The sequence below is a fragment of the Massilia arenae genome (genome assembly GCF_008014745.1).
GTDB classification, from domain to species: Bacteria; Pseudomonadota; Gammaproteobacteria; order Burkholderiales; family Burkholderiaceae_D; genus Telluria; species Telluria arenae.
This window is the reverse complement of sequence record NZ_VPFD01000005.1, coordinates 92,108-107,994: the sequence shown is the minus strand read 5'-3', so window position 1 is coordinate 107,994 and position 15,887 is coordinate 92,108. Positions and strand designations below refer to the sequence as shown.

Sequence of the window (15,887 nt, the reverse complement as noted above, 5' to 3'; positions counted from 1 at the left end):
TGCGACGCCGGGTATTCGCAGGAAGTCGGTCGGTGCCGTCGCATCGGGACTAGACCGACTAGTCCTTTCGATCTAATGAAAAACTAGCAAGGCATCTCGGCGCCTTTGCGCGAGTAGTACCACCAGGTGATCGCGATGCAGGTCGCGTAGAAGCCGATGAAGCACCACAGGGCCGCGCCCGGGCTGCCGGTAAGGGCGATCGAGGTGCCGTAGCTCTTGGGGATGAAGAAGGCGCCATAGGCCGCCACCGCCGAGGTGAAGCCCAGCACGGCAGCGGCTTCCTTGTTGGCGTTGACGAGTGCCTGCTGCTGCACGGCCTCGGGCTTGCCCTTGGCGGCGCGCTGGTGCAGGGTCAGGAAGATCACCGGGATCATGCGGAAGGTCGAGGCGTTGCCCACGCCGGTGCAGGCGAACAGCACCATGAACATCCAGAAGAAGCCCCAGAAATTCCCCGCATTGCCTTGCAGCGGCAGGAATTGCAGGACGCCGATCACGGCGCCGATCATGGCCACGAAGGTCCACAGGGTGACCACCGCGCCGCCCAGTTTGTCCGAGATCCAGCCGCCGGCCACGCGCGCCAGGGCGCCGACCAGCGGACCGAGGAAGGCGTACTGCAGCGGGTCGACTTGCGGGAACAGGGTGGTCGTCAGCAGCGGGAAGGCGGCCGAATAGCCGATGAAGGAACCGAAGGTGCCCACGTACAGCCAGCACATCAGCCAATTATGCTTGCGCCGGAAGATCACGGCCTGCTCGGCGAACGAGGCCTTGGCCGATGCCAGGTCGTTCATGCCGAACCAGGCGGCCAGCGCGGTCAGGGCGATGAAGGGCACCCAGATGAAGCCGGCGTTCTGCAGCCACATCTCCTTGACCACGCCGGCGCGGGTCCAGGTCTGCGGGTCGCCGCCGAAGACGGCGGCGGTGATCACCAGCGGCACCACGAACTGCACCGCCGACACACCCAGGTTGCCGAGGCCGGCGTTCATGCCGAGGGCGTAACCCTTTTGCGCCTTGGGGAAGAAGAAGCTGATGTTCGCCATCGACGAGGCGAAGTTGCCGCCACCGAAGCCGCACAGCAGGGCCAGCACCAGCATGGTGGGATAGCCGGTGGACGGGTCCTGGACCGCATAGCCGATGCCGATCGCCGGCAGCAGCAGCGAGGCCGTGGAGATGGCGGTCCATTTGCGCCCGCCGAAGATCGGCACCATGAAGGAATAGAAGATGCGCAGCGTGGCGCCGGACAGGCCGGGCACGGCGGCCAGCCAGAACAGCTGGTTGGTGCTGTAGGTGAAGCCGATGTTCGGCAGGTTGACCACGACCACGCTCCAGACCATCCAGACCGCGAACGCCAGCATCAGGGCCGGGATCGAGATCCAGAGGTTGCGGTTGGCGGTGGCCTTGCCCTGGCTTTGCCAGAAGGCGGGAACCTCGGGTTCCCAGGTCGAGATGAGATAGCGGCTCACGTTGTTCTCCAGATGGTGTTAGTAGGGTGATGTCAGGCCGCGCGCTTGAGCGGGGCCGCCTGGGCCGCCGGGGTGTCCTGGCGGCCGGGCTTGAACGAGAAGTGCATCCACACCAGCGAGACGCAGACGGTCCCGTAGAGCAGCATGAAGGAGCTGGAACGGATGCCGGTGAGGTCCACCACGGCGCCGAACATGATCGGCAGGATGAAGCCGCCCAGGCCGCCGGCCAGGCCAACCACGCCCGAGACGGCGCCGATGTTGTCGGTGAAGTCGTCCGAGATGAACTTGAAGACCGAGGCCTTGCCGATGGCCATGGCGACGCCGACCACGAACAGCAGCGCGGTGAACAGGATCGGACCGAGGCCGATGTCCAGGCCCATGCTGCCCTCGACGGTCTGGATCGTCATGCTGGTCTGCGGATACGAGAGGATGAAGAAGCACACCCAGCACACCCACATCACCCACCAGGTGACTTTATAGGCGCCGTATTTATCCGAGATCCAGCCGCCCAGCGCGCGCAGCACGCCGCCCGGCAGCGAGAAGCAGGCGGCCAGCAGGGCGGCCAGCTTGAGGTCGAAGCCGTATTCGCCGACGTAGTATTTGGTCATCCACAGGGCCAGGGCCACGTAGCCGCCGAACACCACCGAGTAGTACTGGCAGTAGCGCCACACGCGCGGGTCTTTCAGCACCTTCATTTGCTGGGCGAAGGTGACGCCGGTGGGCGCCTTGTGCGCTGGATCGGAGTAGGAGCAGAACCAGAACAGCAGGGCGGTGCCCAGCATCAGGGCCGCGTAGGCGTGGGGCAGGGCCTGCCAGCCCCACGCCGCGATGATGGCCGGGGCCACGAACTTGGTCAGGGCCGAGCCGGAATTACCAGCGCCGAATACACCCATCGCGAAGCCGCGCCGCTCCTGCTTGAACCAGCGCGCGACGTAGGGCGTGCCGACCGAGAACGAGCCGCCGGCCAGGCCGACGAACAGGCCGCAGACGAGGAAGTGCCAGAATTCGGTGGCGTAGCCGATCATCCAGATCGGCAGCACGGAGGCCAGCATCAGCAGGAAGAACACGATGCGCCCGCCATGACGGTCGGTCCAGATCCCGAGCGGCACCCGGATCAGGGAGCCGGTGAGGACCGGCGTGGCGACCAGCAGGCCGAATTCGGTTTCATTGAGGCCGAGCTGGGTCTTGATCGGGATGCCCAGCACGGCGAACATCATCCAGATGGCGAAGCAGATCGTGAAGGCGAAGGTGCTGCTGACCAGGACCGCGAGCGGGCGCCTGTCACGATGGTTATTGGTTCCCATGTTTTTCTCCTTGGGTGGTGGGACGACTACCACCAAGGTTAGGGAATGCGGGCGTGCGCGGCCATTCGCCACAGGTGGGCTGGCGGCAGCAATAACGACCTAAGGAAAGTCGGCCGGATGGGCTATGGGACGGGAGGGAAGCTAGACACTAGGGAGTAGGGCCGGTTTGCGCCCGGAGCGACAGTGCGATGGGCGGCGCCATGCAAAAAGCCCGCCGGAAGGCGGGCTTTCAGGTGCTTGCAGCCTGCGGCAGCCTCGCCCACGCTATCTGCGTGGTGCGCGCCGCCGCTGGGCTTTCAGATCAGATGGCGAGGATGTTTCCTGCTTTATCGCCTTTAGGTCCGGTCGAGCGCACGAAGGACACGCGCTGGTTTTCGGACAGGCTCTTGAAACCTTCGGATTGAATATCCTGGAAATGCGCGAATAAATCGGCGCCGCCTGCATCAGGAGCGATGAAGCCGAAGCCCTTGGAATCGTTGAACCATTTTACGGTGCCGGTTTGGGTAGTCATTTGATAATTCCTTTTGCATTAAATTGAGCAAGATTGCTCGGATGCACATTTGACCAAGAAAAGGTGTAACGGGAGGGAATCAAACGGGACTGCCAAACGGCGAGACTGGAGAGAAAATCCAACAATAACAACGACTTGATGTAGTGCAGGAATGAAAGATACACGACTTTATTGGAATGTCCTAATTGTTTCTGAATTTAATTGACCGTCAATGATGAGTTGTTTTTCAAGCAAATCAGGGATGGCTGTTATGACGAAAAAGTCTGGTGCGATGCGATTGGCGCAACGTCGGGAAATGGAAAAATAATAATGACAAAAAGTCGCCTCGGGGATTTTATTCGGGATAATCTGGAACCCATCCTCCAGGCCTGGGAAGATTTCGCGCGCACCATCGAGCCGCCCGCACTGACCATGGACGACGTCGAATTGCGCGACCACGCCAAGCAGATGCTGCAGGCCTTCGCCAAAGACCTGGCGCAGCCGCAGGACGAGGCCGAACGCAGCGCCAGATCGCGCGGCCTCGGCAAGCGCGAGCGCGCCGATACCGCAGCCGAAGTCCACGCCGAAGCGCGACTCGTCTCCGGTTACACGGTGGTGCAGCTGGTGTCCGAGTATCGCGCACTGCGCTCCAGCGTGCTGACCTTGTGGGCGGAGGATGTCGCGGCCGGGCGGCCGACCGATATGGAAGACGTCAATCGCTTCAATGAGGCGGTCGATCAGGCGCTGGCCGAATCGGTCGCGCGTTACCAGGCGATGGTCAAGCAGTCTCAGAACATGTTCCTCGCCATTCTCGGACACGACCTGCGCAACCCGCTCGGCACGATCGTCACCGGCGCCAGCTTTGTCATGCAGGCGCATGACATTCCGCCGAAATACGTGCTGGTCGCGACGCGGATGTTCAACAGCGCCAAGCGCATGAGCAAACTGATCAACGACCTGATCGATTTCACGCGCACCCACCTGGGGCCGGGAATCCCGATCAAGGCAAGGGAAGGTGATTTGCTGAAGGTATGTGAAGAAGTGGTCGAAGAACTGCGCACCTTCCATCCCGAGAAGCTGATCGACTTCCAGGCGCCAGCCCAGCTCGAAGCGGTATTCGACGACAGCCGCATCGCCCAGGTACTGTCCAACCTGATCGGCAACGCCCTGCAATACGGCGCCCCGGAGGCGCCGGTCGAGGTGCGCGTGAGGGACGGCGACGACGCCGTCGTGGTCGCGGTCAATAACCGCGGTCCCTTGATCCCTCCCGACAAGCTGGCCGGCATCTTCGACCCCCTGGTGCGAATCGCGTCAAGCGTCAATACCGATTACACCGAACGCACAAGCCTGGGCATTGGCCTGTTCATCTCGCGCGAGATCGTGCAGGCGCACGGCGGTCAACTGACAGTCGCCTCGACCGCGGACAACGGCACGACCTTCACTCTCACGCTGCCGCGACGCCAGGGCGCGTGAGCGCGCGCCGGGAGAGCGCCCCGTTGGCGGCGTCCCCGAGACGGAACACCGCCACCGCCTGCGCCAGCCCCGCCGCCTGTTCGCGCATCGTCTCCGACGCCGCCGCCGACTGCTCGACCAGCGCCGCGTTCTGCTGGGTGACCGCATCCATCTGGCCGACTGCCTCGCTGATCTGCTCGATGCCGGCCGACTGCTCGATCGCGGCGCTGGTGATCTCGCCCATGATGTCGGTGACCCGCTCGACGCTGTGCAGGAGCTCGTCCATGGTGGCCCCGGCCTGCGCGACCAGGGCCGAGCCGTCGGCCACGCGCGCCGACGAGTCGCCGATCAGGCCCTTGATTTCCCTGGCGGCCGAGGCCGAGCGGTGGGCCAGGTTGCGCACCTCGCTGGCCACGACGGCGAAGCCGCGTCCCTGTTCGCCGGCACGCGCCGCCTCCACCGACGCGTTGAGCGCCAGGATATTGGTCTGGAAGGCGATGCCGTCGATGACGTTGATGATGGCGCCGATGCGCTCGGCCGAGGTCCGGATGGCGTCCATGGTCGCCACCACCTGGCCGACCACGGCGCCGCCCTGTCTCGCGATGCCGGACGCGCTCTGGGCCAGCGCATTGGCCTGGCGCGCATTGTCGGCGCTCTGGCGCACGGTCGACGTCAGCTCTTCCATCGACGACGCGGTTTCTTCCAGCGCGCTGGCCTGCTGTTCGGTGCGGCTCGACAGGTCCTGGCTGCCGGCCGCCACTTCGCCCGCGGCCACGGCGATGGTCTCGGTGCCGGCGCGGACCGTGCCGACCGTGCGCGCCAGGCTATCGTTCATCGCCCGCAGCGCGGCCAGCAACTGGCCCGTCTCGTCCTGGCCGCTGACGTCGATGGTGCTGGTCAGGTCGCCCGCGGCGACGGTGTTGGCCACTTCCAGCGCGCGCCGCACCGGCGTCACGATCGATGCCGTGATCCACCATGCGGTGAGCGCGGACAGCAGCAGCGCCGCAGCGCCGATCGACCAGGATAGCAGCATCGATTGCGTATAGGCCGCGTCGGCCGCCGCCGCCGACTGCGTGGTGAGCGTCTTCTGGTAGTCGATCAGCGTCGTGGCCGCACCCTTCAGGCGCGCCAGGATGGGACGCAGCTCGTCGGTCAGGATCGCACGCGCGGCAGGCAGGTCGCCTGCTTCCACGGTGCGCATCAGCTTGTCCTGGCCGGCGACGTACAGGGCGTTCTCCTTGCGGATCTGCGCCAGCAGCTTGCGGCCGCGGACGCGGTCGAGCGTGCGGTCGAAATACTGCAAGGTGCGCTCGGCCGCGTCGCGGGCGGCGAGGATGGCACGGGACTGGGCCGCGCGGTCGTCGGCGTTGTCGGTGAGGATCTGGTTGCGCAGGGCGATCGCGATGTCGTTTACTTCGGAGAGCAGCTGCTGCGTGGCCTCGATGCGCGGCATGCGCTGGCCGATGATCTCGTCGGTGCTGGCCTTGACGCGGCTGAGCATCGTGCTGCCGATCGCGATCATGATGAGGAGCAGGATGCTCACCAGGCCGAATCCGGCGGCCAGCCGTTTACCAATCGATAAATTTGCGAGTTTCATAGTCGACTTCTTCGTTTCGGGTACTGCAATACGGGTTGTGACGCCGGCCGCCATGCGTCATGCGCGGCGGCGCGGCCGGGATGTGGAACGACATATCGTGTGCTGCCGGGAGAGGCGCGGACGGTCGGTTCGCATGGCTTGTGTGCATCGTTGCAATGCGCGGATCCCGTCGACGAGGAGTGGCAGCGGGGGCTGGGCTGCGTGCTCGCAGTGTAGCAAACGGCGTCGCGACTAAAAGTTGATCTAGATCAAATTTAGATTCTTTAGGGAAATATTTAGCGCGGATAGGTAGCGTGTCGCGATATCGGCTCGCCATCTGGCAGCGCAGGCGGGTACTTTCCGGCGCGACAACTTTATGCTGTTCCTGTACTATCCCTTGTGGTATTGGCCATTAAGCCATTTTCTTAACTTCCGCACCAATCGATGAACACAGCCGTATTACGCCAGGCAGGATTAAGCGAGCAGCAATGGCGTGATTCGCCGCTGGGCGACCCGTGCGAATGGCCTTCTGCACTGCGCCTGGCCGCTGCGCTGGTCCTCGAATCCCCGGCGCCGATGTGGCTGGCCTGGGGCGATGCGCTGGCGCTGCTCGCCAACGACGCCTGCGGCGCCTTGCTGCCGTCGCCCGGCGACCGGCGGCCCGGCGCGCCGGCCGCCGAAGCCTGGGGCGACGCCTGGGATGCGCTGCGGCCTGCGGCCTTGCGGGCACTCGATGGCCGGGGCAGCCGCGTCGATGAGCTGGCGCTGCCTGGCGCTGGCGGCGCCGCGGTGGCCTGGGCGACGTTCGCATTCGCGCCGCTGCGCGACGACGCCGGTCGCGTGCACGGCTTGCTGTGCACGGTGCAGGACGTGAGCGCGACGGTCGCCGCCCGGCGCAGCCTGCGCGAGAGCGAGGCCGCCGCCGCGCGCGGCACCGCGCAGACGCAGGAGACGGCGGAGCGTTACCGGCTTGCCCTGCTGTCGACCAATGATGCCATCTGGGACTGGAATATGGCCGACGGCCACGTGATCTGGAACCAGGCGGTGCAGACGCTGTTCGGCCACCAGTTCGACGCGACCAGCGCCGACTGGTGGCTCGAGCACATCCACCCCGAGGACCGGCCGCGCATCGACAGCACCATCCACGCGGTGATCGACAGCCAGGGCAGCAGCTGGTCGGGCGAGTACCGCTTCCTGCGCGCCGACGGCAGCTATGCCGAGATCTTTGACCGCGGCACCGTGCTGCGCGACGCCGAAGGCCGCGCGCGGCGCATGATCGGCGCCATGCTCGACTTGAGCGAGCAGCGGGCGACCCGGGCGGCGCTGCAGGAAAGCGAGCGCCTGTTTCGCACCCTGTTCGAATCGATCGACGAGGGCTTCTGCGTGATCGAGTTCCTGGACGGTCCCCATGGCCCGATGAGCGACTATGTGCACGTGCTGGCCAACCCCGCCTATGCGGCCAATGCCGGCATCGAGGACGTGGTCGGGCAACGGGTCCGGGACATGGTGCCGTTGGAGGCCGAGGGCTGGATCGAGATCTACCGCCAGGTGCTGCTCGAAGGCCAGCCGATCCGCTTCGAGCGCGAGCTTGAACACACCGGGCGCTTCCTCGAACTGGCGGCGCTGCGCATCGAGCCGCCCGAGCGGCGCCAGGTCGCCGTGCTGTTCCAGGACATCACAGAGCGCCATCGCGCCGAGGTGGCGCTGCGCGACATGAACGACACCCTCGAGCGGCGCGTGGCAAGCGAACTGGAACGCCACGCGCGTATGGAAGAGGCGCTGCGCCAGTCGCAGAAGATGGAGGCGGTGGGCCAGCTCACCGGCGGCATCGCCCACGATTTCAACAATATGCTGGCGGTGGTGTCGAACGCGATGGAGCTGCTCGGCCGGTGCCTGGGCGAGGGCGACGAACGCGCCCAGCATTACGTGGCCATCGCCAAGGGCGGCGTGCGGCGCGCGGCCCAGCTGACGCAGCGCCTGCTGGCCTTCTCGCGCCAGCAGCCGCTGCAGCCGGTATCGGTCTGCGCCAACGATCTGGTGGCCGGCATGTCCGAGCTGATCCGGCATTCGCTCGGCGGCAGCATCCGCGTCGAGCTGGAGCTGGGCGGCGCCCCGTGGCTGCTGCACGCCGACCATAACCAGCTGGAGCATGCGATCCTGAACCTGGCGGTGAACGCGCGCGACGCGATGGAGCATGGCGGCCAGTTGCTGATCCAGACCGCCAACTGCGTGCTCGACCGCCACGACTTCGTGGAGCTGGGCGATGCCGCACCCGCCGACTACGTGATGATCGCGGTGGCCGACACCGGCGCCGGCATGCCGCGCGACGTGCTGGCCAAGGCCTTCGAGCCCTTCTTCACCACCAAGGAAGTGGGGCGCGGCACGGGACTTGGCCTGAGCCAGGTGTACGGCTTCGTCAAGCAATCCGGCGGCCAGGTGCGCATCGACTCCACGCCCGGCGCCGGCACGCGGGTCGAGCTGTACCTGCCGCGCCACCTGGAGGCAGGCAGCACGGCCGCGCAGCCGGCGGCGGCGCCGGACATCGTCCGCGCGCGCGACGGCGAAGTGGTCCTGGTGGTGGACGACGAGGCGGCGGTGCGCAGCCTGTCGGCCGAGATGCTGCAGATGCTGGGCTACGTGGTGCATGTGGCGGACGGCGCGGCGGCGGCCCTGCGCCTGCTCGACGCGCATCCCGACATTGCGCTGCTGTTCACCGACGTGCTGATGCCCGAACTCGACGGCCGCCAGCTCGCCGCCCGCGCGCTGCAGCGCGCGGCCGCCAGCTCGCCGCCCGCGCGCTGCAGCGCCGGCCCGGCCTGCCAGTGCTGTTCACCAGCGGGCATACCCGCGACGTGGAGGCGGTCGAAGGCATGCTGGAGCGGGCGCGGACCCTGGCCAAGCCGTTCACGCTGGCCCAGCTGGCGAGCCAGGCGAGGATGGCGCTCGACGGCGAGTGAGATGGGCCGGCCCGGCCCGGCCCAGCTCAGTCGCGCCGCCTCGGCACGTCATTCCCGCGAAGGCGGGAATCCAAGTCTTATGCTCCACTGCCGCCCTTTCACGGAGTGGCTGCGCTTCGAACTTAGATTCCCGCCTTCGCGGGAATGACGTGCTGAGGTCGCGGTACAAACGCAAAACACTTTGCTGATCCCGCACCCTCAGTCAGACCCTATTCGCGCCGCTCCTGCCCTGACTGCAAGCCATGCTCCACCGCGAACACCGCCGCCTGCACCCGGCTCGACAGCCCGAGCTTCTTGAGGATGTTCTGGACGTGGATCTTGACCGTGCTCTCGGCCAGGTCCAGGGCGCGGGCGATCACCTTGTTGCTCTCGCCGCGCGCCAGGCAGGCGAGGATCTCGCGCTCGCGCGGGGTGAGCTTGTCCAGTTCCGACGCCGGCGCAGGCGCCCTGGCTGCGCCGCCACGCTGCACGTGGGCGAACAGCTTGCCGGCCAGCGACTCGGCCAGCACCGATTCGCCGGCGGCCGCGCGTTCCACGGCGCGGGTCAGGTAATCGGCGTCGATGTTCTTGAGCAGGTAGCCGCGCGCGCCAGCTTGCAGGGCCGCGGCCAGGTCCTCGGCTTCCTCGGACACGGTCAGCATCAGCACCGCGGCGCCGGGCCGGTCCTGCAGCATCAGCTGCAGGGTCTCGATGCCCGTCATGCCGGGCATGTTCAGGTCGAGCAGGACGACGTCGGGTTTCAGTTGCAGGGCGCGCTTGACGCCATCGACCCCGTCGGCCGCTTCTCCCACCACGTTGAAGCGTGGATTGCGCTGCAACAGCGAGCGTACGCCGCTGCGAAACAGGGTATGGTCGTCCACCAGCAGCACGCTGATCGTTTCGCCTTCATTAGGCATTCATTATTCCTTTCATTTTGATTCAAGCGGCGCGGCGCTGCGCCTGCCCGATCCGGAGCCGGACCGTGGTCCCCGCGCCTGGCATCGATTCGATCTCGAGGCTGGCGCCGATGCGGCCGGCGCGCTCGCCCATGATGTGCAGGCCCACGTGGCCGCCGTCGGCGTCTGGCCTGGCGCCGGCGTCGAAGCCGGCGCCATCGTCCCTGACGTTCACCAGGTAGTCGTCGCTGTCGTCGACCCGTACCTCGACCCGGCTGGCGCGGGCGTGCTTGCGCACGTTCGACAGCGCTTCCTGGACGATGAACAGGATCTGCAGCTGCGCCTCGCGCTCGATCGGCGGTCCGCCCTTGCCGTGCACCGAGAACGCGGTGTCAACGCCGGCCTGGTCCGCGAACTTGCGCACCGTCTTGTGCAGGGCCGCGTTCAGGTCTTCCTCGGCCAGCCGGCTGCGGAAGTTCAGCAGCAGCTCGCGCACGTCCTCGTAGCTTTCCTGGACCCCGGCGCGCAGCAGCGGCACGATCTCGGCCGCCTCGGCAGCGCGTCCCGCGGCGAGCGAGGTTTCCAGCATCTGTACCTGCAGGTTGAGGAAGTTCAGGCCTTGCGCGATGCTGTCGTGCAGGCCGCGCGCGACCAGGTTGCGTTCTTCCGAGATCGCCATCTCGCGCTCGCGCGCCGCCAGCCGCATGTTCTCGATCGCTACCCCGACCAGCTTGGCCAAGGTCTCGAGCAGGGCCTGTTCGCGCTCGCTGAAGCTGCGCCCCTGCATGAAGTGAAGGCTGAACAGGCCGACGTGCTGGTCTTGCGCGTGGATCTGGAACACCGAGATGGTGGCGAAACCTTCGCGGCTGCAGGCCAGAGGGCCGATCTGCGGCATGTCTTCCAGCCTGTGCACCACCGAGATCTTCCGGGCCGCCGCTTCGCCGCACAGGCACTCGCCGATCTTCATGCAGCGCTCGGCCTCGGCCATCTCGCTGGACAGGCCGTCGTGCACGACCATGTGCATGTTCTCGTTGGCCGGGTCGACGATGCGCACGGTGCTGCCGGCCGCGCCGAAATAGGCGGCGATACGCGACAGGAAGCCGCTGCACATGGTCGCCAAAGTGTGGCGCTGCTGCAGGAAGGCCGCGCAGTCGTACAGCAGCGCGAGTTCGCGGTTCTTGTCTTCGAGGCTGGCGGTCTTGCGCCTTACTTCGTCTTCGAGGTTGCAATACAGGTGCTGCAGGCGGTCGGCCATTTCGTTGAAGCCGCTCGACAGCTGGCCGAATTCGTCGCGGCTCTCGACGTCCAGGCGCACCCCGAAGTCGCTGCCGGCCATGCTGCGCATGCCTTCGCGCAGCCGCATCACGGGCGCGATGATCAGCGCGAACATCAGGTAGACCAGGGCCACCGTGCCGCCGATCGCCAGCGCGATCAGCACCAGCTGCGAAGCGCGCAGCCAGAAGGTGCGCAATTCGTTGTCGCGTTCGATCAGGTTGACCAGGCGATCGAGGTCGGCCACGTAGTCTTCGAGCTGGTTGTCGAACAGGCGCAGCGCCTCGATGCGCGCCGGTCCCTCCAGTTGCAGCACCTGGCGTGCGCTGGGCCGCACCTGGCCGCCCCAGCGCCGCGCCACGTCGAGGAAGGCGCCGTGGATCGCCGGCGTCGGCGGCAATCCCAGCGGACGCTGTGGATCGCCGCGTTCGAGCAGCTGCAGGGTCGCTTCGATGGTGGCGATCTGGCGTTCGACGCGCGCATAGGCGTCGGTGACGGGCGCTTCCTGCGTGCGCGGCAGGGCCAGCGCCAGCCGGTAGTTGTGGCGGCGCAGGCTGCCGGTTTCGTTGATCGCGGCCGCCGCGCCTTCGAGCTGCCACGACAGCCACAGGGTGGCGCCGATCGCGGCCAGGGCCAGCAGCAGGAAGCCGATCAGGGCGCCGACGATCTTGGTGGACAGGCGTTGGAAGGGTGCGAGGGCGGAGTAGGCTGGCATGCGGTTCAGGCGGCGTGCGGCACGTTCACCGCGACGGGATCGAGGATGGGCAGGAATTCCTGCTTGCGTGCCGAGTAGGCGAGCAGGGTGCCGGCGGCAAGGTCGAAATACCAGCCGTGCATGGCTAGTGTACCAGCCTCGACGCGGCGGCGGACCCACGGATAGGTCAACAGGTTGTCGAGCGAATGCAGGATGCTGGCCAGTTCGGCCGCGCGGCACTGCTCGTCGGCGTGCTTGTGGTGCAGTTCGCGCAGCACGTCGCGCCGCACCGGTTCGGCCAGCCGCATCCAGCGCGCGACGAAGCCGGTCTGCTCCGCCTCTTCGCTGATGCGTGCGCCCGACATCAGGGCGCGTATCCCGCCGCAGCGTGCGTGGCCGAGCACGATGATGCGCGCCACCTCCAGGCCGCACACCGCGAACTCGATGGCCGAACTGACGCCCGGCGGGGCGTCCGGGGCGCACGGCGGCACCAGGTTGGCGATATTGCGCACCACGAAGATGTCGCCCGGATCGCAGCCGGTGAGCAGCGCCGGATCGACCCGCGCATCGCAGCAGCCGATGACCAGGGTGCGCGGATGCTGGCCCTGGCGCAGGCTGTCGAGCGCGGTGGGCTCCTTCAGGTATTGCTCCTGGAAGCGGCTGAAGCCGCGGATGAATTTTTCGATGTCCTGCATGTCGGCCTCCGGTTGGCCCCATTGTAGGCAGGGGCGGCTTCGGCGGCAGTCGGCATGACGACGTACGGTTTCTAGGTCAAATTGACTATTTGCACAGCTAGCTCGGCCGTTTTTGATCCACATCAAGTTTTTGTTTAGTCAACGAATTGTAGGATGCGGCATGCGCAATCGCTGCTTTGGAGCGAATGCGCTTTCCGGTGCGCCGGATGTTCCAGGCGCCCCCGTTTCGTTCGTTTCCACGGGCTACGCCCTGAATTTATCGTGAGCCGACACCGCATCGCACCCCGCCAGTTCCTGGCAACCCTGCCCCTGTTCGCCGACCTCTCGTCCGAACAGCTCGACATGCTCGCGCAAGCGACCACCGAGCTGCACGTGCCGCGCGGCCGCGTGGTCGTCGAACGCGGCGAATCCTGCAGCGGCATGCACGCCGTGATCTACGGCGACGTCAAGCTCTCCATCGTCTCGAGCGAAGGCGACGAGAAGGTGGTCGAACTGATCGGCCCCGGCCAGAGCTTCGGCGAGGCGCCGCTGTTCATGGAGCGGCCCTACATGACCCAGGCCGAGACGCTGGCCGACAGCATGCTGCTGCACATCTCGAAGCACGCGATCTACGCCCAGATCGAGCGCAATCCCGGTTTCTCGCGGCGCCTGCTGGCTTCCATGAGCCGGCGCCTGCACGGGCTGATCTCGGACGTCGAATCCTATACCCTGCGCAGCGGCAGCCAGCGCATCGTCAGCTACCTGCTCAAGGACGATCCGGCGCAGGGCGCCGAGGTGACGCTGGCGGCGCGCAAGAAGATGATCGCGTCGCGCCTGTCGCTGTCGCCCGAATACTTTTCGCGCGTGCTGCACGACATGGCCCACCGCGGCATGGTCGGCATCGCCGGGCGCAGCATCACCATCCTCGACATCGAGCGCCTGCGCGCCTACGAAGGCTGACGCCGCGCCGTCATCAACCAACCACGAAGGCGTTCATATGTACATGCACCTGACCGAATTCACCGACAATGCCCTGCGTCTGCTGGTTTACCTGGGCAACCATCGCGAGCGGATCGCGACCATCAACGAGATCGCCGAGCGCTACGGCATTTCGCGCCACCACCTGGCCAAGGTGTCCTGCGTGCTGGCCGCGTCGGGCCTGATCGAGACCTCGCGCGGCCGCCTGGGCGGGATGCGCCTGGCCGGCGCGCCGCGCGACATCCGCCTGGGCGAAGTCGTGCGCTGCACCGAGCGCGGCCTGGCGCGCGGCGCGCGCAGTGATCCGCGCAGTGCTCAGCGCAGTGCTCAGGATGGCGAGCGGCCGCCGTGCCGCCAGCCTGACGACCGCCTGCAGCAGTCGCTGGCGGTGGCCACCGCCGCCTATCTGGCCGAACTCAATCGCGTGACCCTGGCCGACCTGATTCCCGGCGGCGGGGAGGCGCACGGCGAGATGCCGGCCTGGCTGGCCACGAATGCCTGGCGCTGGCAGCACTCGACGCTGGAGGAGGGGGCATGAACGCCATCGCCGACACGGTCCGGATCGACGTCTCGGCGCTGGCGGCGCCCGAGCCGATGGAGCGCATCCTCGATGCGCTTGCCGTGCTGCCGCCGGGCGCCCGGCTGCAGGTGCTGATCCACCGCGAGCCGTTTCCGCTGTACGAGATCCTCGACCGGCGCGGCTGGGACCACCGCACCACGCGCCGGCCGGACGCCCGCTACGACCTCGTGATCGAAGCGATGGCATGCAGCGCGCCCTGAGCTACGCGGCGATGTCCGCGCTGCGGGTGCCGCTGCAGTTCATGCTGGCGGCGCCGTGCTTCGCGCTGGCGGCGGCGCTGCTGCTGGTGTGGCACGGCGAAGCGGCGCTGGTCTTGCGCTGGACCCCGGTCACGCTGAGCATGACCCACCTGGTGGTGCTGGGTTTCCTGACCATGACGATCGTCGGCGCACTGTTCCAGCTGTTGCCGGTGACGGCGGGCGTGGCGGTGCCGCTGGCGCGGCAGGTGGCGGTCTTTTGCTGGTGCGCGCTGGCGCTGGGCACGGCCGTACTAGCCGCGGCGCTCGGCCTGAGCCTGGGCGCGACGGCGTTTCACCTCGCGGCGGGCCTGCTGGGCAGCGCCGGATTCGTGTTCCTGAGCGCGATCGGGGCCGCCATCGCGCGTCCGGTGCCGGCGGGCGCGAAGCCGCTGGTGGAAGGCGTGCGCTACGCGGCGGCGGCGCTGGCGATCACGATCGCGATCGGTGCCGCGCTGGCGCTCTACCTGGGCGGAGTGGGAAGCCTCAACGCGCCGCTGCTCACCGACATCCACGCCACCTGGGGCCTGGTCGGCTGGGTGATCGTGCTGACGGCGACCGTGTCGTTCCAGGTGATCCCGATGTTCCAGGGTACGGCCACCTATCCGCGTCTGCTCGAGACCTGGCTGCCTCCGCTGGTGTTCGCGCTGCTGTTTGGCTGGAGTGCGGCGACGCTGTTCGACGCCGGCTGGTGGGCCCTGGCCTGCGAGATCGGCATCGGCGCGCTTCTGCTGCACTATGCGGTCACCACGGTGGCCTGGCTAGGGCGCCGCAAGCGCAAGCCGGATACCGGGACCCGTTACTGGCTGCTCGCGATGGGCAGCCTGCTGCTGGCGGCGCTGCTGCATTTCATTCCGTTCGAGCTGGTCTTCGATTCGGTGGATGCGCTGCCCCTGCTCACCGGCGTGCTCGTGATCGTGGGCTGCGCGATGTCGGCGGTGAACGGCATGCTGTACAAGATCGTGCCCTTCCTGGTCTGGTACCACCTGGCCCACGACGAGCGTCTGCCGCGCGAACGCATCCCCAGGATGTCGGCGGTGCTGGGCGAGGCGCAGGCCGCGCGCCAGTGGCGCTGGCATCTTGCCGGGCTGGCGCTGCTGGTGCTGGCCTGCCTGTTCCCCGCCGTGCTGGCGCGGCCCGCCGGCCTGTTCCTGATGGTGTCCTTGCTGCTGCTGGCGCGCGACGTCGCCGGCGCGGCGCTGCTGTACGTACGCCTGCGCGGCGCATAAAACAGCACGACCGTACGTAACCGCGTCCACACGCGATGGTGTCGCTTCGGCTAGAATGTTTGCCCATGAATGGAAGGCCGCCTTCCACGCCGCGACATCCAAGTTATAGG

The 15,887-nt window shown here is 66.9% G+C and carries 13 protein-coding genes; 6 read left to right on the top strand and 7 right to left on the bottom strand.

Annotated elements, in window-relative coordinates:
* Positions 1 to 83 precede the first annotated feature (83 nt).
* From FVD38_RS06765 to FVD38_RS06755, 3 genes are all read right to left on the bottom strand, one after another.
* Positions 84 to 1,460: a NarK family nitrate/nitrite MFS transporter gene (locus FVD38_RS06765; RefSeq protein ID WP_147934115.1), complete on the bottom strand. Its 1,377-nt coding sequence runs from the start codon at positions 1,458 to 1,460 to the stop codon at positions 84 to 86.
* A gap of 32 nt (positions 1,461 to 1,492) precedes the next feature.
* Positions 1,493 to 2,764, bottom strand: coding sequence for an MFS transporter (locus FVD38_RS06760; protein ID WP_147934114.1), 1,272 nt, complete (start codon positions 2,762 to 2,764; stop codon positions 1,493 to 1,495).
* Between the two features lie 301 nt (positions 2,765 to 3,065).
* Positions 3,066 to 3,275 (bottom strand): cold-shock protein, encoded by a 210-nt coding sequence (locus tag FVD38_RS06755; RefSeq protein WP_123070176.1) that lies wholly within the window; start codon positions 3,273 to 3,275, stop codon positions 3,066 to 3,068.
* Positions 3,276 to 3,584: 309 nt separating this feature from the next.
* On the opposite strand from FVD38_RS06755, the gene FVD38_RS06750 reads away from it, so the two are divergent.
* Positions 3,585 to 4,727, top strand: coding sequence for a sensor histidine kinase (locus FVD38_RS06750; protein ID WP_147934113.1), 1,143 nt, complete (start codon positions 3,585 to 3,587; stop codon positions 4,725 to 4,727).
* Here the strand turns inward: FVD38_RS06750 and FVD38_RS06745 are convergent.
* A complete protein-coding gene (locus FVD38_RS06745; protein ID WP_147934112.1) occupies positions 4,699 to 6,303 on the bottom strand; it encodes a methyl-accepting chemotaxis protein in 1,605 nt (534 codons plus the stop codon). The two genes, FVD38_RS06750 and FVD38_RS06745, sit on opposite strands and share 29 nt — an antisense overlap.
* Before the next feature lie 423 nt (positions 6,304 to 6,726).
* On the opposite strand from FVD38_RS06745, the gene FVD38_RS06740 reads away from it, so the two are divergent.
* Positions 6,727 to 9,387, top strand: coding sequence for an ATP-binding protein (locus FVD38_RS06740; protein WP_229493465.1), 2,661 nt, complete (start codon positions 6,727 to 6,729; stop codon positions 9,385 to 9,387).
* Positions 9,388 to 9,448: 61 nt separating this feature from the next.
* Here the strand turns inward: FVD38_RS06740 and FVD38_RS06735 are convergent, their stop codons facing one another.
* The 3 genes from FVD38_RS06735 to FVD38_RS06725 are packed head-to-tail and all read right to left on the bottom strand — an operon-like array spanning position 9,449 to position 12,775.
* Complete coding sequence (locus FVD38_RS06735; RefSeq protein ID WP_123068247.1) at positions 9,449 to 10,135, bottom strand: response regulator; 687 nt, start codon at positions 10,133 to 10,135, stop codon at positions 9,449 to 9,451.
* Between the two features lie 22 nt (positions 10,136 to 10,157).
* Positions 10,158 to 12,101 (bottom strand): type IV pili methyl-accepting chemotaxis transducer N-terminal domain-containing protein, encoded by a 1,944-nt coding sequence (locus FVD38_RS06730; protein ID WP_147934111.1) that lies wholly within the window; start codon positions 12,099 to 12,101, stop codon positions 10,158 to 10,160.
* A 5-nt stretch (positions 12,102 to 12,106) separates the two neighbouring features.
* The gene (locus FVD38_RS06725) at positions 12,107 to 12,775 is read right to left on the bottom strand and encodes a carbonic anhydrase (RefSeq protein WP_123068249.1); all 669 of its coding nucleotides are present in this window, start codon (positions 12,773 to 12,775) and stop codon (positions 12,107 to 12,109) included.
* A 258-nt stretch (positions 12,776 to 13,033) separates the two neighbouring features.
* On the opposite strand from FVD38_RS06725, the gene FVD38_RS06720 reads away from it, so the two are divergent.
* The 4 genes from FVD38_RS06720 to FVD38_RS06705 are packed head-to-tail and all read left to right on the top strand — an operon-like array spanning position 13,034 to position 15,777.
* Positions 13,034 to 13,714, top strand: a complete 681-nt coding sequence (locus FVD38_RS06720) for a Crp/Fnr family transcriptional regulator (RefSeq protein WP_187271505.1) — start codon at positions 13,034 to 13,036, stop codon at positions 13,712 to 13,714.
* Positions 13,715 to 13,751: 37 nt separating this feature from the next.
* Positions 13,752 to 14,270 (top strand): Rrf2 family transcriptional regulator, encoded by a 519-nt coding sequence (locus tag FVD38_RS06715; protein ID WP_229493464.1) that lies wholly within the window; start codon positions 13,752 to 13,754, stop codon positions 14,268 to 14,270.
* Positions 14,267 to 14,512, top strand: a complete 246-nt coding sequence (locus FVD38_RS06710) for a DUF2249 domain-containing protein (protein ID WP_123068251.1) — start codon at positions 14,267 to 14,269, stop codon at positions 14,510 to 14,512. Before FVD38_RS06715 ends, FVD38_RS06710 begins: the two co-directional genes overlap by 4 nt.
* Positions 14,497 to 15,777: a permease gene (locus FVD38_RS06705; RefSeq protein WP_147934109.1), complete on the top strand. Its 1,281-nt coding sequence runs from the start codon at positions 14,497 to 14,499 to the stop codon at positions 15,775 to 15,777. Before FVD38_RS06710 ends, FVD38_RS06705 begins: the two co-directional genes overlap by 16 nt.
* The last annotated feature ends 110 nt before the right edge of the window (positions 15,778 to 15,887 follow it).